General features: G+C 56.6%; 18 protein-coding genes. 3 read left to right on the plus strand and 15 right to left on the minus strand.

All coding sequences use genetic code 11. From position 1 onward, the window contains the following. Positions 1 to 290: 290 nt before the first annotated feature. The gene (gene queD / locus HFD94_RS20250) at positions 291 to 650 is read left to right on the plus strand and encodes a 6-carboxytetrahydropterin synthase QueD (RefSeq protein ID WP_010248568.1); all 360 of its coding nucleotides are present in this window, start codon (positions 291 to 293) and stop codon (positions 648 to 650) included. Positions 651 to 759: 109 nt separating this feature from the next. On the opposite strand, the gene queE is transcribed toward queD, so the two are convergent. The 6 genes from queE to rlmD all read right to left on the minus strand — a co-directional run bounded on the left by queE (position 760) and on the right by rlmD (position 9,595). Further along, a complete protein-coding gene (gene queE / locus HFD94_RS20255; RefSeq protein WP_010248569.1) occupies positions 760 to 1,431 on the minus strand; it encodes a 7-carboxy-7-deazaguanine synthase QueE in 672 nt (223 codons plus the stop codon). A gap of 400 nt (positions 1,432 to 1,831) precedes the next feature. Then, positions 1,832 to 3,127: a phosphopyruvate hydratase gene (gene eno, locus HFD94_RS20260; RefSeq protein WP_010248571.1), complete on the minus strand. Its 1,296-nt coding sequence runs from the start codon at positions 3,125 to 3,127 to the stop codon at positions 1,832 to 1,834. Between the two features lie 76 nt (positions 3,128 to 3,203). Continuing rightward, positions 3,204 to 4,841 (minus strand): glutamine hydrolyzing CTP synthase, encoded by a 1,638-nt coding sequence (pyrG, locus tag HFD94_RS20265; protein WP_010248572.1) that lies wholly within the window; start codon positions 4,839 to 4,841, stop codon positions 3,204 to 3,206. Positions 4,842 to 5,070: 229 nt separating this feature from the next. Further along, positions 5,071 to 5,859, minus strand: coding sequence for a nucleoside triphosphate pyrophosphohydrolase (gene mazG / locus HFD94_RS20270; protein WP_050680051.1), 789 nt, complete (start codon positions 5,857 to 5,859; stop codon positions 5,071 to 5,073). Positions 5,860 to 6,017: 158 nt separating this feature from the next. Further along, entirely contained in the window at positions 6,018 to 8,249 is a 2,232-nt protein-coding gene (gene relA / locus HFD94_RS20275) for a GTP diphosphokinase (protein ID WP_010248576.1), read from the minus strand. A 29-nt stretch (positions 8,250 to 8,278) separates the two neighbouring features. Further along, the gene (gene rlmD / locus HFD94_RS20280; protein ID WP_167433499.1) at positions 8,279 to 9,595 is read right to left on the minus strand and encodes a 23S rRNA (uracil(1939)-C(5))-methyltransferase RlmD; all 1,317 of its coding nucleotides are present in this window, start codon (positions 9,593 to 9,595) and stop codon (positions 8,279 to 8,281) included. A gap of 94 nt (positions 9,596 to 9,689) precedes the next feature. Here rlmD and barA point away from each other — a divergent pair, with 94 nt between their 5' ends. Further along, the gene (gene barA, locus HFD94_RS20285) at positions 9,690 to 12,416 is read left to right on the plus strand and encodes a two-component sensor histidine kinase BarA (protein WP_167433500.1); all 2,727 of its coding nucleotides are present in this window, start codon (positions 9,690 to 9,692) and stop codon (positions 12,414 to 12,416) included. Positions 12,417 to 12,473: 57 nt separating this feature from the next. Here barA and HFD94_RS20290 read toward each other — a convergent pair whose 3' ends face one another. The 6 genes from HFD94_RS20290 to HFD94_RS20315 all read right to left on the minus strand — a co-directional run bounded on the left by HFD94_RS20290 (position 12,474) and on the right by HFD94_RS20315 (position 19,455). Further along, a complete protein-coding gene (locus HFD94_RS20290) occupies positions 12,474 to 13,613 on the minus strand; it encodes a glycerate kinase (RefSeq protein WP_031291930.1) in 1,140 nt (379 codons plus the stop codon). 75 nt (positions 13,614 to 13,688) lie between these two features. Continuing rightward, on the minus strand, positions 13,689 to 14,573 hold the full coding sequence (garR, locus tag HFD94_RS20295) for a 2-hydroxy-3-oxopropionate reductase (RefSeq protein ID WP_010248583.1): 885 nt from the start codon (positions 14,571 to 14,573) through the stop codon (positions 13,689 to 13,691). A 19-nt stretch (positions 14,574 to 14,592) separates the two neighbouring features. Next, positions 14,593 to 15,363, minus strand: a complete 771-nt coding sequence (gene garL, locus HFD94_RS20300; protein WP_010248585.1) for a 2-dehydro-3-deoxyglucarate aldolase — start codon at positions 15,361 to 15,363, stop codon at positions 14,593 to 14,595. A gap of 45 nt (positions 15,364 to 15,408) precedes the next feature. After that, entirely contained in the window at positions 15,409 to 16,740 is a 1,332-nt protein-coding gene (gene gudD, locus HFD94_RS20305; RefSeq protein WP_010248587.1) for a glucarate dehydratase, read from the minus strand. Positions 16,741 to 16,750: 10 nt separating this feature from the next. Further along, positions 16,751 to 18,097, minus strand: coding sequence for an enolase C-terminal domain-like protein (locus HFD94_RS20310; protein WP_010248589.1), 1,347 nt, complete (start codon positions 18,095 to 18,097; stop codon positions 16,751 to 16,753). Continuing rightward, positions 18,094 to 19,455 carry an MFS transporter gene (locus HFD94_RS20315; protein ID WP_010248591.1) on the minus strand — a complete coding sequence of 454 codons (1,362 nt, stop codon included), beginning with the start codon at positions 19,453 to 19,455 and terminating at the stop codon, positions 18,094 to 18,096. Before HFD94_RS20315 ends, HFD94_RS20310 begins: the two co-directional genes overlap by 4 nt. Before the next feature lie 574 nt (positions 19,456 to 20,029). Between HFD94_RS20315 and garD the strand changes: the two genes are divergently transcribed. Beyond that, positions 20,030 to 21,589, plus strand: a complete 1,560-nt coding sequence (gene garD, locus HFD94_RS20320; RefSeq protein ID WP_010672140.1) for a galactarate dehydratase — start codon at positions 20,030 to 20,032, stop codon at positions 21,587 to 21,589. Between the two features lie 78 nt (positions 21,590 to 21,667). Here the strand turns inward: garD and HFD94_RS20325 are convergent, their stop codons facing one another. The 3 genes from HFD94_RS20325 to HFD94_RS20335 are packed head-to-tail and all read right to left on the minus strand — an operon-like array spanning position 21,668 to position 23,235. Continuing rightward, positions 21,668 to 22,114, minus strand: coding sequence for a flavodoxin (locus HFD94_RS20325; protein ID WP_010248594.1), 447 nt, complete (start codon positions 22,112 to 22,114; stop codon positions 21,668 to 21,670). A 12-nt stretch (positions 22,115 to 22,126) separates the two neighbouring features. After that, positions 22,127 to 22,906: a tRNA pseudouridine(65) synthase TruC gene (gene truC / locus HFD94_RS20330; protein ID WP_033769942.1), complete on the minus strand. Its 780-nt coding sequence runs from the start codon at positions 22,904 to 22,906 to the stop codon at positions 22,127 to 22,129. Further along, on the minus strand, positions 22,906 to 23,235 hold the full coding sequence (locus tag HFD94_RS20335) for a YqcC family protein (RefSeq protein WP_022623807.1): 330 nt from the start codon (positions 23,233 to 23,235) through the stop codon (positions 22,906 to 22,908). The genes truC and HFD94_RS20335 overlap by 1 nt, the downstream gene beginning before the upstream one ends. Positions 23,236 to 23,541 lie beyond the last annotated feature (306 nt).

A 23,541-nucleotide genomic window follows, 5' to 3' on the forward strand; every position in this document is an offset into this window, starting at 1 on the left:
AATTCCAGTATCAGAAGTCCGGACCGTAAAATGGCGGAAGAGTGCGTAGGTTACCGGTCCGTATATTAACGATTAAATACACCTTCGACATATCAAATAACCAAAATGACTAAATGGTTTTCCAGGTAGGAATAATCGTTAAAAGTGGTAAGCAAAGCGGTGATATATCAGTTAATTAGCTGGACGACACTGTATAAACGCGCAGGAAAAGTATCGGTTTGTGCGGTTCGGGTGCGAAAAAAGCGGTAATCAGGTAGAATTCAGCGGTTTTTTAATGTCTGAGAACCATTATGTCTACCACCTTGTTTAAAGAGTTCCAGTTCGAAGCCGCGCATCATCTACCGAATGTGCCGGCCGGACACAAATGTGGCCGTCTGCACGGTCATTCGTTCCTGGTTCGTCTGGAGATTACCGGCGAAGTGGATGCGCATACCGGCTGGGTTATGGATTTTGCTGAGCTGAAGGCGGCGTTTAAGCCGGTCTACAATCGGCTGGACCACTACTATCTGAATGATATTCCCGGCCTGGAAAATCCCACCAGCGAAGTGCTGGCGAAATGGATCTGGGATCAGATGAAGCCGCAACTGCCGCTGCTTAGCGCGGTGATGATCAAAGAAACCTGCACCGCAGGCTGCGTTTACCGCGGCTAACCCTGTCGGATCGAACCCTTCGATCCGACGCGGCTTTTCTCTCCGTTCTGCCTCTGACGCTCAACGCTTTCCTGTGGTTAACGGCTCAATGCGTGCCGCTTTATCAGGATCAGGCGATATTGAGATATTTATGGGTCTGCATCGACAGACGCCAGTTACGGGCAATGCAGGTCTCAATACAGAGCCGGGTTGCATCATCTTTGCGGCTGATCGGCTGCAGGGCGATGATACGCGCTTTGGTGTCATCAATGCCTGCCAGCAGCCGATCCAGCGCTTCCACATCACGCTCGCGCGCCACCGGATGCTTGATTTCATCGGCCCGGCTCAGCGCCTGGGGCAGAACATCGTAGCCGCCGCGCATGTTGACCTTCGGCGAGACGGTCACCCAGGTCCGTTCGGAACAGTGGATCTCGTGGGTTCCGCTGGTCTCAATCTGGCACTGGAAACCGTGCTGCTCCAGCGCAGTGGTTAACGGACGCAGATCGTAAATCGCCGGTTCACCACCGGTGATGACCACATGACGCGCCGTCCAGCCCTGCTGCGCAATGGCACTCACCAGGGTCGCCGCGTCGGCATCCCCCCAGGCGTCGCTTTCCACCGTCTTGATCAAAATATCGCCCAGCGACGTTTCCCGATCTGTCCGCTTTTCCCAGGTGTGTTTGGTATCGCACCAGCTACAGCCCACCGGGCATCCCTGCAAACGAATGAAAATGGCAGGCACGCCGGTGTAATAACCTTCGCCCTGCAGTGTCTGGAACATTTCGTTAATCGGGTATTGCATTACGGACTCGCTTGAAAAAAACAGGGCGCTGATTATGGCAGATTTGCCGCGCAGCTCAACCACGCGTTGTGCCTTTTCTCCGCGCCGGACAAAACACAAATGAGGGGCTTCAGACGGCTGACAGGCTCAGAACGTGGATGGCCAGGACCGAAGAGCAAAGCGTCCCGCGCTCAGGACAAAAACGCCGGAAGCGTTTTTGAACAACGCAAAACGTTGTCCCGGTAACGGGCGTACCTCAGGGATGAGGTGCGTAATCGCGCGGACCCGGCCGGCAGAGATGCCGCTTTGGCGATCGGGCCTTGCCATCTGCGTCTGCACACCGCCACCAACAAAAAGCCCCGCACAAGGCGGGGCTTCAGAGGCCGATGATGTCACTTAGCGCGACATCAACGCACAGTCATTACTGACCTTTAACTTCTTTCAGACCGTTGAATGGCGCTTTAGAACCCAGCGCTTCTTCAATACGGATCAGCTGGTTGTACTTAGCAACACGGTCAGAACGGCTCATTGAACCGGTTTTGATCTGGCCCGCTGCAGTACCTACCGCCAGGTCAGCGATGGTCGCATCTTCGGTTTCGCCTGAACGGTGAGAGATCACGGCAGTGTAGCCCGCGTCTTTCGCCATTTTGATCGCAGCCAGAGTTTCGGTCAGAGAACCGATCTGGTTGAATTTGATCAGAATGGAGTTAGCGATACCTTTATCGATACCTTCTTTCAGGATTTTGGTGTTGGTAACGAACAGGTCATCACCCACCAGCTGGATTTTGTCGCCCAGTACTTTGGTCTGGTAAGCGAAGCCGTCCCAGTCAGATTCGTCCAGGCCATCTTCGATAGAAACGATCGGATACTGTTTAGTCAGATCTTCCAGGAAGTGGGTGAACTCTTCAGAGGTAAACGATTTACCGCCTTCACCGGCCAGAACGTATTTGCCATCTTTGTAGAACTCAGATGCCGCACAGTCCATCGCCAGGGTGATGTCTTTGCCCAGCTCGTAGCCTGCTGCTTTTACCGCTTCAGCGATAACAGCCAGCGCTTCGGCGTTGGAACCCAGGTTAGGCGCGTAGCCGCCTTCGTCACCCACTGCAGTGCTCATGCCTTTGCTTTTCAGCACTTTTGCCAGGCTGTGGAACACTTCAGAACCCATACGGATGGCTTCTTTCAGGTTCGGAGCGCCAACCGGCTGGATCATGAATTCCTGGATGTCGACGTTGTTGTCGGCATGTTCGCCGCCGTTGATGATGTTCATCATTGGCAGTGGCATAGAGTATTTGCCTGGGGTGCCGTTCAGTTCAGCGATGTGCTCATACAGCGGCTGACCTTTAGAGGCTGCAGCGGCTTTAGCAGCTGCCAGTGAAACAGCCAGAATGGCGTTAGCACCGAAGTTAGATTTGTTCTCAGTACCGTCCAGGTCGATCATGATCTTATCGATGTTCGCCTGATCTTTCGCGTCTTTGCCTTTTACCGCTTCAGCAATCGGACCGTTTACTGCAGCAACGGCTTTGGTTACGCCTTTGCCCAGATAACGTGATTTGTCACCGTCACGCAGTTCCAGCGCTTCGCGTGAACCGGTAGAGGCACCTGATGGTGCAGCTGCCAGGCCTACGAAACCGCCTTCCAGATGCACTTCAGCTTCAACAGTCGGGTTACCACGTGAGTCGATAATTTCGCGACCGATGACTTTTACGATTTTGGACATTACGATTTTCCTCAGTACAAGTTAGTCAATCCTAAGACAAGCAACGCGCGAAAAGTTCGCGCGCTGCCTGTGAAACTTACTTCGCTAAACGCTTCTGATGCTCATGTGCGGCTTTAACAAAGCCGGCAAACAGCGGATGGCCGTCGCGTGGGGTCGAGGTAAACTCAGGATGGAACTGGCAGGCCACAAACCATGGATGGTTCGGGATCTCGATAATCTCAACCAGTTGATCATCACCAGAGCGACCTGCTACGCGCAGACCGGCTGCTTCAATCTGCTTTAACAGCATATTGTTCACTTCATAGCGGTGGCGATGGCGCTCAACGATAGTGTCAGAGCCGTAGAGCTGGCGAACCTGGCTGCCCGGCGTTAACTGACACTGCTGGCTGCCCAGACGCATGGTGCCGCCCAGATCGCTCTGCTCGCTGCGGACTTCGACGTTGCCATCTTCGTCACGCCATTCGGTGATTAATGCCACCACCGGATATTTACAGTCTGGCACAAATTCCGTGGAGTTGGCGCCCGGCATCCCGGCGACATTGCGGGCGAACTCCATCAGCGCAACCTGCATGCCCAGGCAGATGCCCAGGTACGGCACGTTGTTTTCACGTGCATACTGCGCGGTCATCAGCTTGCCTTCCACGCCACGGTAACCGAAGCCACCCGGGATCAGAATCGCATCCAGATCTTTCAGTAATTCGACACCGCGTGATTCAACATCCTGCGAATCGATCAGTTTGATGTTCACGGTGACGCGATTTTTCAGGCCGCCATGTTTCAGCGCTTCGATGACCGACTTGTAGGCATCCGGCAATTCCACATACTTGCCCACCATACCGATGGTGACTTCACCACCCGGATTGGCTTCTTCGTAGATCACCTGCTCCCATTCGGCCAGGTTGGCTTCCGGTGCATTCAGGTTGAAGCGCTTGCAGATATAGTCATCCAGGCCCTGCGATTTCAGCATGCCAGGAATCTTGTAAATGGAATCAACGTCTTTCAGCGAGATAACCGCTTTTTCAGGGACGTTACAGAACAGGGCGATTTTAGCGCGTTCGTTGGCCGGTACGGCACGGTCAGAACGGCAAATCAGCACGTCTGGCTGAATACCAATCGACAGCAGCTCTTTCACCGAGTGCTGGGTCGGTTTGGTTTTCACTTCACCGGCAGCCGCCATATACGGCACCAGCGTCAGGTGCATATACATGGTGTGTTCGCGGCCCACATCAACGGCCATCTGGCGAATCGCTTCCAGGAACGGCAGTGATTCGATATCCCCGACCGTGCCGCCGATTTCGACCAGTACCACATCATGACCTTCACCGCCTTCAATAATGCGTTCTTTGATGGCGTTGGTGATGTGCGGAATAACCTGAATGGTTGCGCCCAGATAGTCGCCACGGCGCTCTTTGCGCAGGACTTCTGAGTAGATACGGCCAGTGGTGAAGTTGTTACGACGCGACATTTTGGTACGGATGAAGCGCTCGTAGTGACCCAAATCCAGATCGGTTTCAGCGCCGTCATCAGTGACGAAAACTTCACCGTGCTGCGTCGGGCTCATGGTGCCTGGATCCACGTTGATATACGGGTCCAGCTTCATGATGGTCACGTTCAGACCACGGGCTTCGAGAATGGCTGCGAGGGAGGCTGCGGCAATGCCTTTACCCAGAGAGGAAACGACCCCGCCGGTCACAAAAATATAATTCGTTGTCATGCTGAACCTGAGAGTTTAGGTTTAAAGACGGTGGAATAACCAGGACGGGAAAACAGTATACTGGAAACCGCTATCAGCCACAATTGATGAATCACCGCCATCCTCCAACGCATTGCTGCGGCTAACATAGCCGATAGCCGCCAATGAAATGTTGACGTGCGTCACAAAGTTGCCGTCAGGCTGAATCGAGTAAGCGAAAGCGGTGGCTTTATGCACAGCGCTGGAATAATCAGCGCTTCTCGCCCCGTTTCACTTGCTGCCAGGCGGCCTCCATCTGCTCCAGCGTGGCACCCGGCATACTTAACCCCTGTGCAGCGATGATCGCTTCGACTTCGCGGAAGCGGCGCTCAAACTTGTCGTTGGCCTTTTGCAGCGCAGTTTCCGCTTTGCTGCCCAGATGGCGCGACAGGTTAACCGTGGCGAACAGCAGGTCGCCAATCTCCTCTTCCAGCTTCTCACCATCCACCACGCTCTGCTGCGCCTCGTGCATCACTTCATCAATCTCTTCATGCACCTTAGCCACCACCGGCCCCAGCGTGGTCCAGTCGAATCCGACATTGTGACAACGCTTCTGAATCTTGTGGGCGCGCATCAGTGCGGGCAGTGCCTTAGGGATATCATCCAGCGCCGAATGCTGGGCTTTGTCAGCCCGCTCAGCGGTTTTTATCGCTTCCCAGTTTTTCAGCACTTCGCTGCTGGTTTCTGCTGTGGCATCGCCAAAAATGTGTGGATGACGGCGCTCCAGCTTGTCGCTGATTGCGTGGCAGATATCCTCAAAATTAAAGCGATCCTGTTCGCTGGCCATCTGCGCATAGAACACCACCTGAAACAGCAGATCGCCCAGCTCACCGCGCAGATCGTCAAAATCTTCGCGCTGGATAGCGTCCAGCACTTCGTAGGTCTCTTCCAGCGTATAGGGCGCGATGGTGGCGAAGGTCTGTTCACGATCCCACGGACAGCCATGTTGTGGATCGCGCAGGGTTTTCATTATGCCAAGCAGGCGCTCAATAGCGTTCATTCAGGAGGATCCTTGATTAGTGAGATGACAGGTAGCGGGCGAAGAGGCAAAGCGTACAACACGGCCGGACGCCGTGAATAGCGTCCTGCCGTGTCTGGTGGTGCAGAAAACGCCTGCGCAACCTCCAGCTGCCGGTTGCCTCAGTGCCTGCCTGAATATCAGTGCAGGCGACGGGCGTCAATGATATCAGAGACCTGGTTCAGACGCGCCAGGACACGTCCCAGTACCTGATGGTTGTAGATCTCAATATCCATGTCGATGGTCGCCAGCTGTTTTTTGGTGTCGCTGCGGCTTGAGACGCCCAGGACATTCACTTTCTCGTTGGCGAGAATGGTGGTGATGTCACGCAGTAAGCCGCTGCGATCGTTGGCGGTCACGCGCACCACCAGCGAATAGCCGCTGGAGTAGCTTTCGCCCCACACCGCATCGACGATACGTTCCGGCGCATGCGAAATGAGTTCAGCCAGCTGGTCGCAGTCAGCGCGATGAATAGAGATGCCGCGCCCCTGGGTGATGAAGCCGACAATATCATCCCCCGGAATCGGCTGGCAGCAGCGGGCAATGTGGTGCATCAGGTTGCCCACGCCCTCCACGACGACACGTCCGCTCTCTTTGCGTGAAGAGGGAGTGTACGATTTCTGGGTCAGCTGACGCAGCGCTTCGCGATCTTCCTCTTCGGCGCTCGGCTTGTTCAGCTTCGCCTGCAGGAAGTTAACCATCTGGTTAAGACGAATATCACCGCCGCCAATCGCCGCGAGCAGCTCTTCAAGCGAGGTGACGTTATAGCGGGGCAGCAGCAATTTTTCGGCTTCGCGCAGGCTGATATCCAGCTGATTCAGTTCGTTATCCAGAATCTGCCGTCCGGCGATAATATTCTTGTCGCGATCCTGCTTGCGGAACCAGTTGTGGATCTTCGAGCGCCCACGGTTGGTGGTGATGTAGCCCAGATTCGGATTGAGCCAGTCGCGGCTCGGGTTCGGCTGCTTCTGGGTGATCACTTCAACCTGATCGCCCATCTGCAGCTGGTAGGTGAACGGCACGATGCGGCCACCGATTTTCGCGCCGATGCAGCGGTGACCGATGTCGCTGTGAATATGATAGGCAAAGTCGAGCGGCGTCGATCCAGCGGGCAGATCCACCACGTCGCCTTTCGGGGTAAAGACGTAGACCCGGTCATCGAACACCTGGCTGCGGACCTCTTCCAGCAGTTCGCCGGAGTCCGCCATCTCTTCCTGCCAGCTGATGAGCTTACGCAGCCAGGCGATCCGCTCTTCATGACCGGCCGCGCCACGCGCGCTGCTGGAAGTTGGCCCCTCTTTATATTTCCAGTGCGCCGCCACGCCCAGCTCGGCATCTTCATGCATCTGGCGGGTACGGATCTGGATCTCCACCGTTTTGCCCTGCGGCCCTAACACCACCGTATGAATCGACTGGTAGCCGTTGGGTTTGGGGTTAGCGACGTAGTCATCAAACTCGCTGGGCAGATGGCGATAGAGCGTGTGCACCGTACCCAGCGCACCGTAGCAATCCTGCAGGCGATCGGCGACGATGCGCACCGCTCGCACGTCAAACAGCTCATCAAAGGCCAGCGATTTTTTCTGCATCTTGCGCCAGATGCTGTAGATATGTTTCGGACGGCCATAGACTTCGGCGCGCACGCCCTCTTTGACCATCTCTTTGCGCAGATTGCTGACGAAGTTTTCGATGTACTGCTCACGGTCAATACGCCGCTCATGCAGTAATTTGGCGATGCGCTTATATTCGTCGGGATGCAGGTAGCGGAAGCAGTAATCTTCCAGCTCCCATTTGAGCTGACCAATACCGAGACGATTGGCCAGTGGCGCATAGATATTGGTGCTCTCTTTGGCGGCCAGTACCCGCTCATCTTCCGGCGCATCTTTCATTTCGCGCAGGTTCATGATGCGTTCAGCCAGCTTCAGCACTACGCAGCGGAAATCTTCTACCATCGCCAGCAGCATGCGGCGAACGTTATCCACCTGTTCAGAGGCCATGGAGTCGTTGTGGATCGCTTTCAGCTGGCGGATGGCGTCCATATCGCGCACGCCGTGTACCAGCGAGACAATGCCTTTGCCGACGGCGGTTTCCAGCTCCTCTTCACTCACCACTTCATCGTTAGCCAGCGGGAAAATCAGCGCCGCACACAGGCTTTCGATATCCATGCTGAGCATTGAGAGGATTTCAACCATCTCAATACCGCGCCACAGCAGCAGCGACTGATCAGGATGGCCCTGCGTCTGCGCTTCGCAGTAGCGCCAGGTCTCGGCCACACGTTGACATGATTGCGGGTTGGCAATACCGAGACTGGCGATCCACTGGTCGAGGGCGAAATCCCCCTCAGTATTTAAATGCGCACTTCTGACCGCAACCATAACCTCTCCTGCACAACGACATACATCGCTTATGTTTTTCTGAACAGCACCATGGATTCGAGATGACGGGTATGTGGGAACATATCCAGCATCGCGACCCTTTCCAATTGGTAGCCTGCCGACAGCAATGTCTGGCTGTCGCGGGCGAGTGTGGTGGGATTACACGAAACATAGACCACGCGATCTGGTGCAAGTTTAACCACATGCGCCATTACGCCCGCAGCCCCGGCGCGTGCCGGATCGAGTAATACCTTGTTAAATCCCTGTGCCGCCCACGGCTGGCGCGACACTTCTTCTTCCAGATTATGCTGAAAGAAACTGACATTTTTAAGATTATTCAAATCAGCATTATACGCTGCCTGCCGCACTAATGCTGCAATCCCCTCCACACCAACCACATTATGTACGAAAATTCCTATAGGAAGTGTGAAGTTTCCCATGCCGCAAAACAGATCCAGCACCCGGTCTTCCGGCTGCAGATCGAGCCAGGCAATTGCCTTCGCGACCATCTGCTGATTAACACCATCGTTAACCTGAATAAAATCCTGTGGGCTGAAGGTTAGCTTAAGCTGGTGAGATTGATAAAACGGCGTCGACTTACTTAACGCACTCACTTCTTCCTCGCCCGCATCCAGGAACAGCATCAGCTGATGCTTATGCGAAAACTGTTCCAGTTTTTCACGGTCATCCGCATGCAGCGCATCAAGATGGCGCAGAATCATCAACGGCCCGTTGTCTGCCAGCACCAGCTCCACATGCCCGAGACGCCTGACGGCGCGTAAGTCACTGAGACACTGGTGCAATGGAACCAGTAAAGCCTCAAGTTCGGGCACTAAAATGGGGCATTGCTGAATATCAACCAGATCGTTGCTGGCTTCCTGACGGAAGCCCATCTGCAATCGCTGCGCCTTATTTTGCCATTGCAGCCCCAGACGGGCGCGACGACGATAGCCCCAGGGCTGACCGGCAATCACCTCATCCACCGCCACGTCTTGTGCGGCGGCCTGGCGCAGCATCCGGCTCAGCGCCTGGGCTTTGCTCTGCTGTTGCAGCGCTACATCGGCATGCTGCTGCTGGCAGCCGCCGCAGCGTTCATAATGCGGGCAGCGTGGCGTGACGCGCGCCGGACTGCGGCTAATCAGTCGTGTCACTTTCGCCCGGGCAAATTGACGTTTATCCTCTGTCAGCATGACCTCCGCCTGTTCCCCAGGCAGGGCACCGGCGACAAAAAGGGTTTTGCCCTTGTGACGCGCCACCCCTTGTCCGAACGGATCGAGCGCCTCAATGGTGACGGTGATCCGTTGTTGCGTCGTCACGCGCTGTTTTGCAACGTAAAATTGCGCCATAGTGTTATTAATTCTCTTTATCGAAAACGACCTGCATTGTTTTTGTCGACAGCATGCACAGGGACGTTAATGCCGGAGTAGCCAGGCGACTATTATGACCAAATACAGCCTGCGGGCGCGAATGATGATTTTAATTCTGGCACCCACGCTGATGGTTGGCCTGCTGCTCAGCTCATTTTTTGTGGTGCACCGTTACAATGAACTGCAGCGCCAGGTTATCGATGCCGGAGCCAATATCATTGAACCGCTGGCGATCTCCAGCGAATACAGCATGACCTGGCACAACCGTGACGCCATGCGTGAACTGGTCAGCCTGCTGCACCGCCGCCATTCCGGCATCGTCCGGGCGATCTCGGTATTTGATAACCACAACCAGCTCTACGTCACCTCCAATCACAAGCAGAACCTCAGCCTGCTGCAACAGGATGATATCCGCGCCCTGCCCGACGATGTCTCCATGGAACGTCACGGTAACGTATTGATTCTGCGCACACCGATCACCACCGAGCGTTACGATGTGGATGAATTGCCGGACGAAGATGCCAAGCCGTCGGGCAATCCGCTGGGCTACGTGGCGATAGAGCTGGATCTGCAGTCGGTGCGCCTGCAGCAATATAAAGAGGTGTTTGTCGCCACGCTGATGCTGCTCTTCTGCCTCTGCCTGGCCATGCTGTTTGCCTATCGTCTGATGCGTGATGTCACCGGCCCGATCCGCAATATGGTCACCACCGTTGACCGCATCCGTCGCGGCCAGCTCGACAGCCGCGTTGAGGGATACATGCTGGGTGAACTCAGCATTCTGAAAAACGGAATTAATGCGATGGCGATGTCGCTGACCGCCTATCACGAAGAGATGCAGCACAATATCGATCAGGCGACCTACGATCTGCGAGAGACGCTGGAACAGCTGGAGATTCAGAACGTTGAGCTTGATCTGGCGAAGAAACGCGCCCAGGAAGCGGCGCGCATCAAATCTGAGTTTCTGGCCAATATGTCGCATGAGCTGCGGACGCCGCTAAATGGCGTGCTGGGCTTTACCCGGCAGATGCTGAAAACCCAGCTGCGCACCACCCAGCGCGACTATATGCAGACCATTGAACGTTCAGCCAATAACCTGCTCAGTATTATCAATGACGTGCTCGATTTCTCGAAGCTGGAAGCGGGCAAACTGATGCTGGAGGCGATCCCCTTCCCGCTGCGTGCCACACTGGATGAAACGCTGGTGCTGCTGGCCCCGTCGGCGCATGACAAAGGGCTGGAGCTGACGGTGGTGTGTGACAGCAGCGTGCCGGACAACGTGATTGGCGATGCGCTGCGCCTGCAACAGATTCTGATTAACCTGATCGGTAACGCCATCAAGTTTACCGAGAAAGGGTATATCGGCCTGCGTGTCGGACAGCGGGTGATTACGCAGTCGCGCGTCGAGCTGGAGATTCAGGTTGAAGATAGCGGCATCGGCATCTCTGAGCAGCAACAGACACAGCTTTTCCAGGCGTTCCGTCAGGCTGACGCCAGCATTTCGCGCCGTCATGGCGGCACCGGGCTGGGGCTGGTGATCACCCAGAAACTGGTGCGGGAGATGGGCGGCGAAATCACCTTCAGCAGTCAGCCGGACAAGGGCTCCACCTTTGTGATTCGCGTGCAGCTGGATCTCAATCCCAATGCGCCCGGCATGCCACGCGTGCTGGATGCGCTGTCACATGCGCGCATTGCCTATGTTGAAGCGGATGCTAACGTTGCCAGCGCAGCACTGGAGATGTTAAGCGCCACACCATTGCAGATCGATTACAGCGAAACGCTGGAGGGTTTAAAAGCGTCTCACTATCCGCTGCTGCTGATGGCGATGCCGGTCGACATCAGTCAGCCCGAGCTGGTCAATGAACGCATGATTAATGCGCTGCTGGATCGGGCCGACAACGTGCTGATGGCGCTCCCCAGCCCGATGATGTTGCTGGCGGATGAACTGAAGGTACGCGGCATCGACGGTTGCATCGCTAAACCGATCTCCCTGACGCGACTCCTGCCGATGTTACTGGATCTGCATACCCGTCAGATCAGTGAACTGCCGCTTTCACCCCGGCTGCCGCTGACGGTGATGGCGGTGGATGATAATCCCGCCAACCTCAAGCTGATTGGCGCGCTGCTGGAGGAGCAGGTGCAGAACATCCTGCTGTGCAGCAGCGCCGAACACGCCATCCGCGAAGCACGTCAGCAGTCGCTGGATGTGATTCTGATGGATATTCAGATGCCGGATATCGATGGCATTCGCGCCAGCGAAATTATCCGCAGCATGCCGCATCATGCCAGTACACCGATTGTGGCGGTCACCGCCCATGCAATTGATGGCGAGCGTGAGCAATTGATCAAGGCGGGCATGAATGACTATCTTGCCAAACCGATTGATGAGAGCAAGTTAAGACAGTTGCTGGCGCGCTATACGCCACCACCGGTGGTCACCGTGCCGGAACTGCTGCCAATATTACCCACGCTGGACTGGCAACTGGCGCTGCGACAGGCGGCGAACAAAGCCGATCTGGCGCGCGATCTGCTGCGGATGCTGCTGGAATTTTTACCGGAAGTGCATGCGAAGATGGCGCAGTTTATGTCGACCAATGAGGTCAACGCCCTGCGTGAGATTATTCACAAGCTGCACGGCAGTGCCAGCTACAGCGGCGTGCCGCGCATGAAGCAACTCTGCCATCAGCTGGAAAGAGAGCTGCTGGAGGCCAGCGATATCGCTGCGCTGGAGCCGGAACTGCTGGAGCTGCAGGATGAGATGGAGAACGTCGCCCGAGAAGCCCGCCAGCTGTTAGGGATTTGATAAGGCTATTGGTTAGTTAAACCCGGCCGATGTGGAGTGGCCGGGTAATGCTGGTGGTTAGTTAAACCCGGCCAGCTTTAACGTGGCTGCCACATTACGCGCCGTCATCTCAACATTCTTTCCGGCGCTGGCGAGAGCCTCATCCAGCGTACAGATGCTGTAGAGCACGCTGAATACCGCATCGATCCCGTGCTGATGCACCACGCCGACATCGGCCGTCAGACTTCCGGCGATGCCAATCACCGGCTTATTAAAGCGCTTTGCCACGCTGGCGACCCCGATCGGCACCTTGCCATTAATACTCTGGCTGTCGATACGCCCTTCACCGGTAATTACCAGGTCAGCATCTTTTACCTCTTCAGCCAGCCCCAGCGCCTCAGTAACAATCTCAATGCCGCGTCGCAGCTCCGCCTGACAAAAGGCGTGCAGCGCCGCCCCCATACCGCCCGCTGCGCCGCCGCCCGGAATATGCAGCACATCAATATCGAGATCGCGGTGAATAATCGCGGCGTAATGGGCCAGCGCCTGATCGAGCTGCTGCACCAGCGCCGGTGTCGCCCCTTTCTGCGGGCCGAAAATGGCCGATGCACCCTCTTTGCCCGTCAGCGGATTCGTGACGTCACAGGCCACTTCAATGCGGCACTGATGAATGCGGGCGTCCAGCGCGTCAATATCGATGCTGGCAAGATCGGCGAGTGCACCGCCACCGTGACCGATCTCGCAGCCCTGGTCGTCCAGCAGCCGGGCGCCCAGCGCCTGCATCATGCCGGCTCCGCCATCATTGGTGGCGCTGCCGCCGATACCAATGATGATGTGGCCGACCCCCTTATCCAGCGCATGTCTGATCAACTCGCCGGTGCCAAATGAGGTCGTTATCAGCGGGTCACGCTGCGATGCAGGCACCCGCTCCAGTCCACTGGCCGCTGCCATTTCGATATAGGCGGTGGACTCATCGCCGGACAGGCCATAGAAGGCGTCAACCTCTGTTCCCAGCGGCCCCGTCACCTTCAGCCTGACGATTTTTCCCTTCGTCGCCGCCACCATCGCTTCTACCGTTCCTTCACCGCCGTCGGCGACCGGTATTTTCACGTAATGCGCATCGGGAAAGATGTCACGGAAACCCGCTTCAATCGCCGATGCCACATCCAGGGCGGATAAACTCTCTTTATATGAATCCGGTGCGATTACGATTTTCATAGGCAATCCGAGCGCAGTTGAGTAATTGAAACGGCTCTGAACCAGTCCGGTTTCCGCAGAGACCGACACCGGGTTTTAGCGGGCGATTTCAACCTTCGCTAACTTCTCATAATAGCAGGCCAGCGCGCTGTGGTCGGCGCTACCCTGCCCGTCGTTACGCAGCGCCTGCATCATCTCCATCACCGCCGCCGTCAGCGGCAGATGCGCGCCGATGCTGTGCGAGGTATCCAGCGCGTTCGCCAGATCTTTGATATGCAGGTCAATGCGGAAGCCGGGTTTGAAGTTGCGATCCATCACCATGGGCGCTTTGGCATCCAGTACCGTGCTGCCGGCCAGGCCGCCACGAATCGCCTGATAAACCAGATCCGGATTCACACCCGCTTTGGTCGCCAGTGATAACGCCTCGGACATCGCCGCAATATTCAGCGCCACAATCACCTGGTTGGCCAGCTTAGTCACGTTACCCGCACCGATGTCGCCGGTATGCACCACCGATCCCGCCATCGATTTCATGATGTCGTAGCAGGTATCGAACACCGCTTTATCACCGCCGACCATCACAGAGAGCGTGCCTTCAATCGCTTTAGGTTCACCGCCACTGACCGGCGCATCCAGCATTTTGATCCCTTTTTCTGCCAGCGCATCATGGACTTCACGGCTCGCCAGCGGCGCAATGGAGCTCATGTCGATGACCACCAGGCCTGGCTTCGCCCCTTCGATAATGCCATTTTTACCCAGACAGACTTCGATGACCTGCGGCGAGTTGGGCACCATGGTAATCACCACATCGCACTGCTCAGCCACCTCTTTTGGCGATTTCGCCACGGTCGCGCCCAGTTCAGTCAGTTCCGCTTCGTTGTCAGCGTTATGATCGCGCACCACCAGCGAATAACCGGCTTTCACCAGATTTTTACTCATTGGTTTGCCCATAATACCCAGGCCGATAAATCCAATTTTCATTGCGTTTCCCCTTGATTGATTAGCGCTTAAATTTGTCGCATAACGCCTGAGAGGCGTTGCGGAACATACCGACATCGCTGCCGACGGCGACAAAAGTGGCACCCCACTCCAGATAACGACGCGCGTCCGCTTCCACCGGTGCCAGAATGCCGCTCGGCTTACCGGCGGCTTTGGCGCGTTCAAAAATGTGTTTAATCACTTTCAGCACTTCAGGATGGGCGGGCTGACCGAGATAGCCCAGCGCAGCAGAGAGATCGCCCGGCCCGACAAAAATACCGTCGACACCGTCCACCGCCGCGATGGCGTCAATGTTGTCGACCGCCTGCTGGGTTTCGATCTGCACCAGCACCGTGATGTTGTCATTGATGGTGCTGTTGTAATCCGGCAGGGTGCCGTACATGTTGCTGCGATGCGAAACCGAGACACCGCGAATGCCGGCTGGCGGATAGCGCGTTGAGGCGACGGCACGCACTGCTTCCTCTTCGGTCTCGACAAATGGCACCAGGAAGTTGTTAAACCCGATATCCAGCAGACGCTTAATGATCACCGGCTCGTTGCAGGGCGGACGCACCACGGGCGCACTGTGGCTGCCTTTAAGCGCCATCAGCTGCGGCACAAACGTGGTGATATCGTTGGGCGCGTGTTCGCCATCCAGGACCAGCCAGTCAAAACCGGCCAGCCCTAAAATCTCGGTTGAGATCGGGCTGGCAAGCGCACACCAGCTGCCGATCAGGGTTTCACCCGCTAACAAACGACGACGAAATCCATTTGGCCAGGCTGCATTACTCATGGTTAAACTCCTGTGACGATGGCTCCCCGTGGGGAGCCGAAAAGGTTAACGTACCAGGCAGGGACGTTTGTTGTCGTAGGTCCATCCCGGCACTAAAAATTGCATCGCTTCGGCATCGTCACGCGCGCCCAGCCCCTGCTTCTGATAGAGCGCGTTGGCCTGCATCACCTGATCCATATCCAGCTCGACGCCGAGACCGGGCTTCTGCGGTACCTGCACCATGCCGCCTTTGATCTGGAATGGCTCTTTGGTCAGGCGCTGATTGCCCTCCTGCCAGATCCAGTGGGTATCAATGGCGGTGATCGCGCCCGGCGCGGCAGCGGCGACGTGGGTGAACATCGCCAGCGAAATGTCGAAGTGGTTATTGGAGTGCGAGCCCCATGTCAGGCCGAAGTCGTGACACATCTGTGCTACCCGCACCGAACCCTGCATGGTCCAGAAGTGCGGATCTGCCAGCGGAATGTCCACCGACTGCAGCGACAGGGTATGGCCCATCTGACGCCAGTCGGTGGCGATCATATTGGTGGCGGTTGGCATGCCGGTGGCGCGGCGGAACTCCGCCATCACTTCACGGCCGGAGTACCCCTGCTCCGCGCCACAGGGATCTTCTGCGTAGGCGAGCACATCTTTGAGCTGTTTGCCGAGCATGATCGCCTCGTTGAGCGACCAGGCCCCGTTGGGATCAAGGGTGATACGGGCTTCAGGAAAACGCTTAGCCAGCGCAGTAACCGCTTCGGCCTCTTCGCCGCCGCGCAGTACGCCGCCTTTGAGTTTGAAATCGTTGAAACCATATTTCTCATACGCCGCTTCCGCCAGCCGCACCACCGTCTCCGGGGTTAGCGCTTCTTCGTGGCGCAGGCGATACCAGTCGCAGGGATCGCTCTCCTGGCTCTGGTAAGAGAGGGACGTTTTGCGGCGGTCGCCGATGTAGAAGAGATAACCGAGCATCTCAACGCGGTCGCGCTGCTGTCCGTCGCCCAGCAGCGAGGCCACATTAACCTCCAGATGCTGACCCAGCAGATCGAGCAGCGCCGCTTCAATGCCGGTCACCACATGAATAGTGGTGCGCAGATCGAAGGTCTGGGTGCCGCGCCCGCTGGCATCGCGGTCGGCGAAGGTGCTGCGCACCAGGCTGAGAATGTTTTTGTATTCGCCCACGGTTTTGCCAATCACCAGCGACGCTGCATCTTCCAGCGTCTGGCGGATTTTTTCGCCGCCCGGGATTTCGCCGACGCCGGTGTGTCCGGCGTTATCTTTGATAATCACAATGTTGCGGGTAAAGAATGGCGAGTGAGCGCCGCTGAGGTTCAGCAGCATGCTGTCGTAGCCTGCGACCGGAATAACCTGCATGGCGGTGACTTTCGGTGTTGAACTCATCTCCTGCTCCTTATGCTGTTGCACGGCCAAATGCCGGGCGTTTGCGATCAAATGTCCAGCCGGGGACCAGATATTGCATCGCCGTAGCGTCGTTACGCGCACCGGCGGGCAGTGACTGATAAAGCTGATTGGCTTTGTTTACCTGCTCCCAGTCGAGCTCAATGCCCAGACCCGGCGCATCCGGTACGGCAATTTTCCCGTTGCGGATTTGCAGCGGATTTTTCGTCAGGCGCTGATCGCCCTCCTGCCAGATCCAGTGGGTATCAATCGCGGTAGGATTACCTGGCGCCGCCGCACCCACATGGGTGAACATCGCCAGCGAAATATCGAAGTGGTTATTGGAGTGGCAGCCCCAGGTGAGGCCCCACTCATCGCAGAGCTGCGCGACCCGCACGGCGCCGCTCAGCGTCCAGAAGTGAGGATCCGCCAGTGGAATATCGACCGCATTAAGCATCACCGCGTGATTCATCTCGCGCCAGTTAGTGGCGATCATATTGGTGGCCACCGGTAAGCCGGTTGCGCGCCGGAACTCGGCCATCACTTCACGTCCCGAATAGCCCTGCTCCGCGCCGCACGGATCTTCGGCGTAGCTCAGCACATCCTGCATCCCTTTACACAGCGCTATCGCCTCGTCCAGCAGCCAGGCGCCATTCGGGTCGACCGTAATGCGGGCGTCGGGAAAGCGCTGCTTCAGCGCCGCCGCGGTGGCAATCTCCTGCTCGCCCGGCAACACGCCGCCTTTGAGCTTAAAATCTTTGAAGCCATATTTATCCGCAGCCGCCTCAGCCAGCCGCACCACGGCATCGCTGGTCAGCGCTTCCTGATGACGCAGGTGATACCAGTCGTGGCTGGCCTGCTCACCACTCAGATAGGGCAGATCGGTCTTGCGGCGGTCACCGAGATAGAACAGATAGCCCAGCACCGTCACTTCATCACGCTGTTTACCTGGCCCCAGCAGTTCAGCAACCGGTACGCCCAGACACTGTCCCAGCAGATCGAGCAGCGCCGCTTCCAGCGCCGCTACCGCGTTGACCCGCAACTCAAAAGTCCAGGCACCGTTGCCGAAGGTGGTGAAGTCAGCCGACTGATTGCCTTTGTGCACCTGCTGCACCAGACGGTTCATTCGCGCAATCTGCTGGCCTTTCACCTGCGGAATCGCCTCTACCAGCGTCTGATAGATGGTGTCGCCGCCGGGGGCTTCACCGACGCCGGTGTGACCGGCGCTGTCGGTGAGAACCACAATATTGCGGGTAAAACAGGCGTTGTGCGCACCACCAATATTGAGCAGCATGCTGTCATAACCGGCGACCGGGATAACCTGCATCTCAGTAATCACCGGCGAACTTTGCGTATTCATAATGCATCCTTACCGGGCCAGGTTTTCAGTTCGACACGTTTGATATCGCCCGCGATCACCAGGAAGCTGAATGCGGCGACAAAGGCATGAATACCGACATAGATCAGCGCGCCTTCAAAGGAGCCGCTGGTGGCGATGATGTAACCGATGGCGATAGGCGTCACGATGCCAGAGAAGTTACCGAACATGTTGAACAGACCGCCGCTCAGGCCACTGATCTCTTTCGGTGCGGTATCTGCCATCACCGCCCAGCCCAGCGCACCGATGCCTTTACCAAAGAACGCCAGTGCCATGAAGAACACCACCACCCATTCGGTATCGGTGTAATTACACATCACCATCGAAATAGAGAGCAGCATGCCGAGCACGATCGGCGTTTTACGCGCGATATTCAGGGAGCCGGTTTTACGCATCAGCCAGTCGGAGATCACCCCACCCAGTACGCCGCCGAGGAAGCCGCACACCGCCGGAATCGAGGCAATAAAGCCCGCTTTGAGAATCGACATGCCGCGCGCCTGTACCAGATAGACCGGGAACCAGGTGATAAAAAAGTAGGTTAAGGCGTTAACGCAGTACTGACCGAGGTAGATACCCAGCATCATGCGTGACGTCAGCAGCTGTTTGATCTGGAACCACTTCTCGCTCCAGCTCACTTTGCGGCTATCCTTTTTGACATCCATGTTGATCAGCGCACCGCCCTGCTCCATGTACTCCAGTTCGGCTTTATTCACGCCTGGGTGATCGGTGGGATCGTGGATCACTTTCAGCCAGATGAAACTGAGGATGATGCCCAGGCCGCCCATGAACCAGAACACGTGCGCCCAGCCCACGGAAGAGACCAGCCAGCCCATGATGGGCGCGAAGATAACGGTGGCGAAGTATTGGGCCGAGTTGAAGATCGCCACGGCCGTGCCGCGCTCCTGCGCCGGAAACCAGGCCGCGACGATGCGGCTGTTGCCAGGGAAAGAGGGCGCTTCGGCCAGTCCCACCAGGAAGCGCAGAATAAACAGCGACATGATGATGCCGAAGCCGCTGAACAGATCGACGAACCCTTGCAAAAAGGTAAAGAGCGACCAGGTAAAGATGCTCCAGAAATAGACGCGTTTTGAGCCGAAGCGGTCAAGCAGCCAGCCGCCCGGAATCTGACCAATAACATACGCCCATGAGAAGGCTGAGAAGATATAGCCGAGTCCGACCGAATCGAGGCCAATATCTTTTGACATCGCCGAACCGGCAATCGAAATCGTTGCGCGGTCACCGTAGTTGAATGAGGTGACGATAAATAACATCACCACAATCCAGTAACGGGCATTGGTGCGTTTCTGCACCGTTTCCGCGGTCTGGCTGAAACTATTCATGATGCACTCCTGAAATATAGCGTGAGCTACATTCGCTCTGACTGCATACACATCGCGTTGGGTATCAGAGAGAAGTTGGGTTAAACACGGCGATCTTTTTGTTTTGGCAAACTTTATTTATCCATCCGGTGTCTGGCAGCCGCGGCGGTTAATAACTCCAGGCAACCTCTTTCGGATGAATAATACGTCGTGACAGATAACCTGACTTTGGCTAACGGAACTCAGTATAAGAACAGCCTGAGGCGATCACATTGGCGCATCGCCCTGGAATAATCGCCTTACTGAAGTGATTGTCTGGCGAATGCACAAAAGCCTGCGGTATAGCTCACGAAAGTGGCAAATACCCGTGCAAAATCCGCCCCGGATAACGCTTTCCCCCGCTGTTTGTGAGGGTCTTCACTTGCTTTTGGATAATCGACCCAAAACAGCGAGGTGAATTGCCTTAATGGTGGTCATTTGCACAATGCGCGACCCGCCCCGCCTCCCTATACTGAAGCTGGCAAACAAGGGCGTGACAGGTCAGATTATTAAAGCGTGCCGCACAAGTACGGTACGACAGACAGGAAGGTGAGCGATGAACCCAAAAACAGATGAACAACCGCTCTATATCAAAGTCCATGAGCACGACAATGTGGCGATTGTGGTTAACAGCCTCGGCCTGCCAGCCGGTACGCAGTTTGCGGATGGCCTGACTCTCACAGAGCATGTGCCGCAGGGCCACAAAGTGGCGCTGAGCGCGATTAATCAGGGTGCAGAGATCGTGCGTTATGGCGAAGTCATTGGCTATGCATTGCGGGATATTGCCCAGGGCAGCTGGATTGATGAATCACTGGTTGCGCTGCCGGAAGCCCCTCCGCTGGAGAGTCTGCCGTTAGCCACTCAGGTTCCGCCTGATTTGCCGCCGCTGGAGGGCTATACCTTTGAAGGTTACCGCAATGCGGATGGCAGCGTAGGCACGCGTAACCTGCTCGGCATCACCACCAGCGTCCACTGCGTGGCCGGTGTGGTGGATCATGTCGTACAGATCATTGAACGGGATTTACTGCCGCGCTATCCGAACGTGGATGGTGTGGTTGCCCTGAACCACCTTTATGGCTGTGGGGTGGCGATCAACGCACCGGCGGCGGTCGTGCCGATTCGCACCATTCATAACCTGGCGCTGAATGCAAATTTCGGCGGCGAAGTGATGATCGTCAGCCTCGGCTGTGAAAAGTTACAGCCAGAGCGTCTGCTGACTGGCACCCCCGACGTGCAGGCGATTTCGCTGGACGACCATGACATCGTGCGTCTGCAGGATGAAAAGCTGGTGGGCTTTGGCGCGATGGTCAATGAGATTCTGCAGGTGGCGGAGCGTCATCTCCAGCGGCTGAATCAGCGCCAGCGCGAAACCTGCTCTGCAGCAGAGCTGATTGTCGGCATGCAGTGTGGTGGCAGCGATGCGTTTTCGGGCGTGACGGCAAATCCTGCAGTGGGCTTTGCCTCTGATCTGCTGGTGCGTTGCGGTGCCACCGTGATGTTCTCGGAAGTCACGGAAGTGCGTGATGCGATTCACCTGCTGACGCCGCGGGTGATTAATCAGGAAGTCGGTAAGCGCTTACTGGAGGAGATGGCCTGGTATGATAATTACCTCGACCAGGGCCAGACCGATCGCAGCGCTAACCCGTCGCCGGGCAATAAGAAAGGCGGGCTGGCGAACGTGGTGGAAAAAGCGCTTGGCTCGATCGCAAAATCGGGACGCAGCGCCATTGTTGAAGTGCTCTCGCCCGGCCAGCGGCCCACGCGACGCGGATTGATCTACGCGGCCACGCCCGCCAGCGATTTTGTCTGCGGTACACAGCAGCTGGCATCCGGTATCACCCTGCAGGTGTTTACTACTGGTCGCGGTACGCCTTACGGTCTGGCCGCGATTCCGGTGATCAAGATGGCGACGCGTAATGCGCTGGCAGAGCGCTGGCACGATCTGATGGACATCAATGCCGGGACGATTGCTACCGGTGAAGAGAGTATTGAGCAGGTGGGCTGGCGACTGTTTGAATTGATTCTGGATATCGCCAGTGGCAGGAAGCAGACCTGGTCCGATCGCTGGGGCATTCGTAATCAGCTGGCGGTGTTTAACCCGGCGCCTGTCACCTGACAGTGCACTCAACGGATATCGCCGTGCGCACACTACAGGCTTATCTCTGTTAAGGCAGAGATAAGCCTGGCCTTGCAATCAGAGCTGCGCGCCCCAGGCTTCAACCCACGGCGAGGTTACCGCCTCCGGTTCCGGATTTTCAGTGGCATCAACCAGTAACACCTCACCAACCCGCTGAGCACCCTGCTCCTGCAGCAGCGCGTCAAAGGTTTTACCCGCGCCACAGAAATGGTCATAGCTGCTGTCACCCAGCGCAATCACGCCATAGCGCAGCGCGGGCTGATGACCGAGCTGATCTTTAATCGCATGGAACAGACCTGAAATCGTGTCGGGAAAATCGCCATGCCCGGTAGTAGAAGTGACAATTAACGCCACGTCGCTGGCATAGTTTTGCCAGTCAGCCAGCGTCGGATCGTCAAACACCGTTACGCTGTGCCCCTGCTGCTGCAGAATGGGCTCTGCTTCTTCCGCGACCAGTAGCGCATTGCCATATACCGTACCTACAAAAATGCCAATCTTTGCCATCTGCTTTCTCCCTTATTCTGAAACGTTATCCTGTCCTGGCGCTGCGTCAAACTCAACCCGCGGCACCTCAGGAATGCGATCCTGCCAGCCAAACTGGTTCATCAGATTCTGCCAGACGCCATCCAGTCCGGCGCGAAGCAGCAACGGTTCACCGGTTACCGGATGAGTTAATGCCAGGCTGCTGGCGTGCAGCATCAGGCGGTTAGCGCCAAAATGTTCGGCAGCACCCCGGTTCTGACGCAGATCGCCGTGCGCCGAATCGCCAATAATCGGATGACGCAGGTGTGACATATGACGACGCAGCTGATGCTTGCGACCGGTTTTAGGAGCCAGTTCAACCAGGCTATAACGCGAAGTGGGATAACGGCCAATGCCGACCGGCATCTCGACCGTTGCCAGTGACTGATAATCGGTGACCGCGGGCTGTGCGGTGCGCGCTTCCGTGGCGTGTTTATCGGCAATCTTATCCAGCTCTTCCACCAGCGGATAATCGAGCGTCCCGCTGCTCTCCAGCCAGCCGCGAACCACAGCGTGGTAGGTTTTCTGCATCTGGTGCTGTTCAAACTGCTGGGAAAGCAGACGTCCGACTTCACTGGAGAGCCCCATCAGCAGTACCCCTGACGTGGGCTTGTCGAGACGATGCGCCGTAAACACATGCTGCCCAATCTGATCACGAACGGTCTGCATCACAAACACCGTTTCATGGCGATCCAGCCAGCTGCGATGAACCAGCCAGCCGCTGGGCTTGTTGACGGCAACCAGCCACTCATCCTGATAGAGTATCTCCAGCATCAGTGGGCAGCATCCGTGATTAACGCATCAAGTTGACGCAGGGTCAGCAACAGCGGTGCAATACCCGGCTGGTCAGGCACCAGAGCCACCTCATAATAGGGGGCCACGGCAAAATTTTGTGGTAACGGATGTCGGGCCGCAATCAGGGCATGCATCCGCGGGACTAACACCCACTGGAGCCACTGCAGCGGCTCCAGCGTATCCAGGCAAAAGGGTTCGCGGCTCTCGAGCGCCCCCTCGGCCGGCGGGGTACTCTGCCAGAGATGATGCTCACGCATCACCGCTTCCAGTTGTTCCAGCCGTTGCGTAATCAATTGTTCAGGCGTCATGCGCCACCTCCGCGAGCAGTCAAAAATGGGCGGCAAGCATATCACTTGTTGGCACAGGCACAAAAAAAGGGAGCACTGTATAAACAGTGCTCCCGGTTCGTTTGCAGCCATCCCGCCACGTTAATGCTCCCTGCTCTTCCATGACAACTTGTCCAGTGCGAACTCCTGTCGCGCATCGTCCTGATGTATCCTTAGCATCCTGGCCCACCACCTCTTCTGAGGGGGTTCTCATTCTCCATCCTGGAGGTGTCCCTTGCTCAATCCTGAGCGATCCTGTTTCGTCCTGAAACCTTCCGTGTGCCGTAA

The sequence above is a fragment of the Pantoea sp. EKM20T genome (assembly GCF_011800485.1).
Classification (GTDB): domain Bacteria; phylum Pseudomonadota; class Gammaproteobacteria; order Enterobacterales; family Enterobacteriaceae; genus Pantoea; species Pantoea agglomerans.

Bases quoted from the DNA above. Each gene is read 5' to 3' on its own strand.
- garD (WP_010672140.1), top strand. From the start codon at position 20,030: ATGAACCCAAAAACAGATGAACAACCGCTCTATATCAAAGTCCATGAG.
- barA (WP_167433500.1), top strand. From the start codon at position 9,690: ATGACCAAATACAGCCTGCGGGCGCGAATGATGATTTTAATTCTGGCA.
- HFD94_RS20315 (WP_010248591.1), bottom strand. From the start codon at position 19,455: ATGAATAGTTTCAGCCAGACCGCGGAAACGGTGCAGAAACGCACCAAT.
- HFD94_RS20325 (WP_010248594.1), bottom strand. From the start codon at position 22,114: ATGGCAAAGATTGGCATTTTTGTAGGTACGGTATATGGCAATGCGCTA.
- pyrG (WP_010248572.1), bottom strand. From the start codon at position 4,841: ATGACAACGAATTATATTTTTGTGACCGGCGGGGTCGTTTCCTCTCTG.
- relA (WP_010248576.1), bottom strand. From the start codon at position 8,249: ATGGTTGCGGTCAGAAGTGCGCATTTAAATACTGAGGGGGATTTCGCC.
- truC (WP_033769942.1), bottom strand. From the start codon at position 22,906: ATGCTGGAGATACTCTATCAGGATGAGTGGCTGGTTGCCGTCAACAAG.
- HFD94_RS20335 (WP_022623807.1), bottom strand. From the start codon at position 23,235: ATGACGCCTGAACAATTGATTACGCAACGGCTGGAACAACTGGAAGCG.
- queE (WP_010248569.1), bottom strand. From the start codon at position 1,431: ATGCAATACCCGATTAACGAAATGTTCCAGACACTGCAGGGCGAAGGT.
- garR (WP_010248583.1), bottom strand. From the start codon at position 14,573: ATGAAAATTGGATTTATCGGCCTGGGTATTATGGGCAAACCAATGAGT.
- HFD94_RS20290 (WP_031291930.1), bottom strand. From the start codon at position 13,613: ATGAAAATCGTAATCGCACCGGATTCATATAAAGAGAGTTTATCCGCC.
- gudD (WP_010248587.1), bottom strand. From the start codon at position 16,740: ATGAGTTCAACACCGAAAGTCACCGCCATGCAGGTTATTCCGGTCGCA.
- garL (WP_010248585.1), bottom strand. From the start codon at position 15,363: ATGAGTAATGCAGCCTGGCCAAATGGATTTCGTCGTCGTTTGTTAGCG.
- queD (WP_010248568.1), top strand. From the start codon at position 291: ATGTCTACCACCTTGTTTAAAGAGTTCCAGTTCGAAGCCGCGCATCAT.
- eno (WP_010248571.1), bottom strand. From the start codon at position 3,127: ATGTCCAAAATCGTAAAAGTCATCGGTCGCGAAATTATCGACTCACGT.
- rlmD (WP_167433499.1), bottom strand. From the start codon at position 9,595: ATGGCGCAATTTTACGTTGCAAAACAGCGCGTGACGACGCAACAACGG.
- mazG (WP_050680051.1), bottom strand. From the start codon at position 5,859: ATGAACGCTATTGAGCGCCTGCTTGGCATAATGAAAACCCTGCGCGAT.
- HFD94_RS20310 (WP_010248589.1), bottom strand. From the start codon at position 18,097: ATGAATACGCAAAGTTCGCCGGTGATTACTGAGATGCAGGTTATCCCG.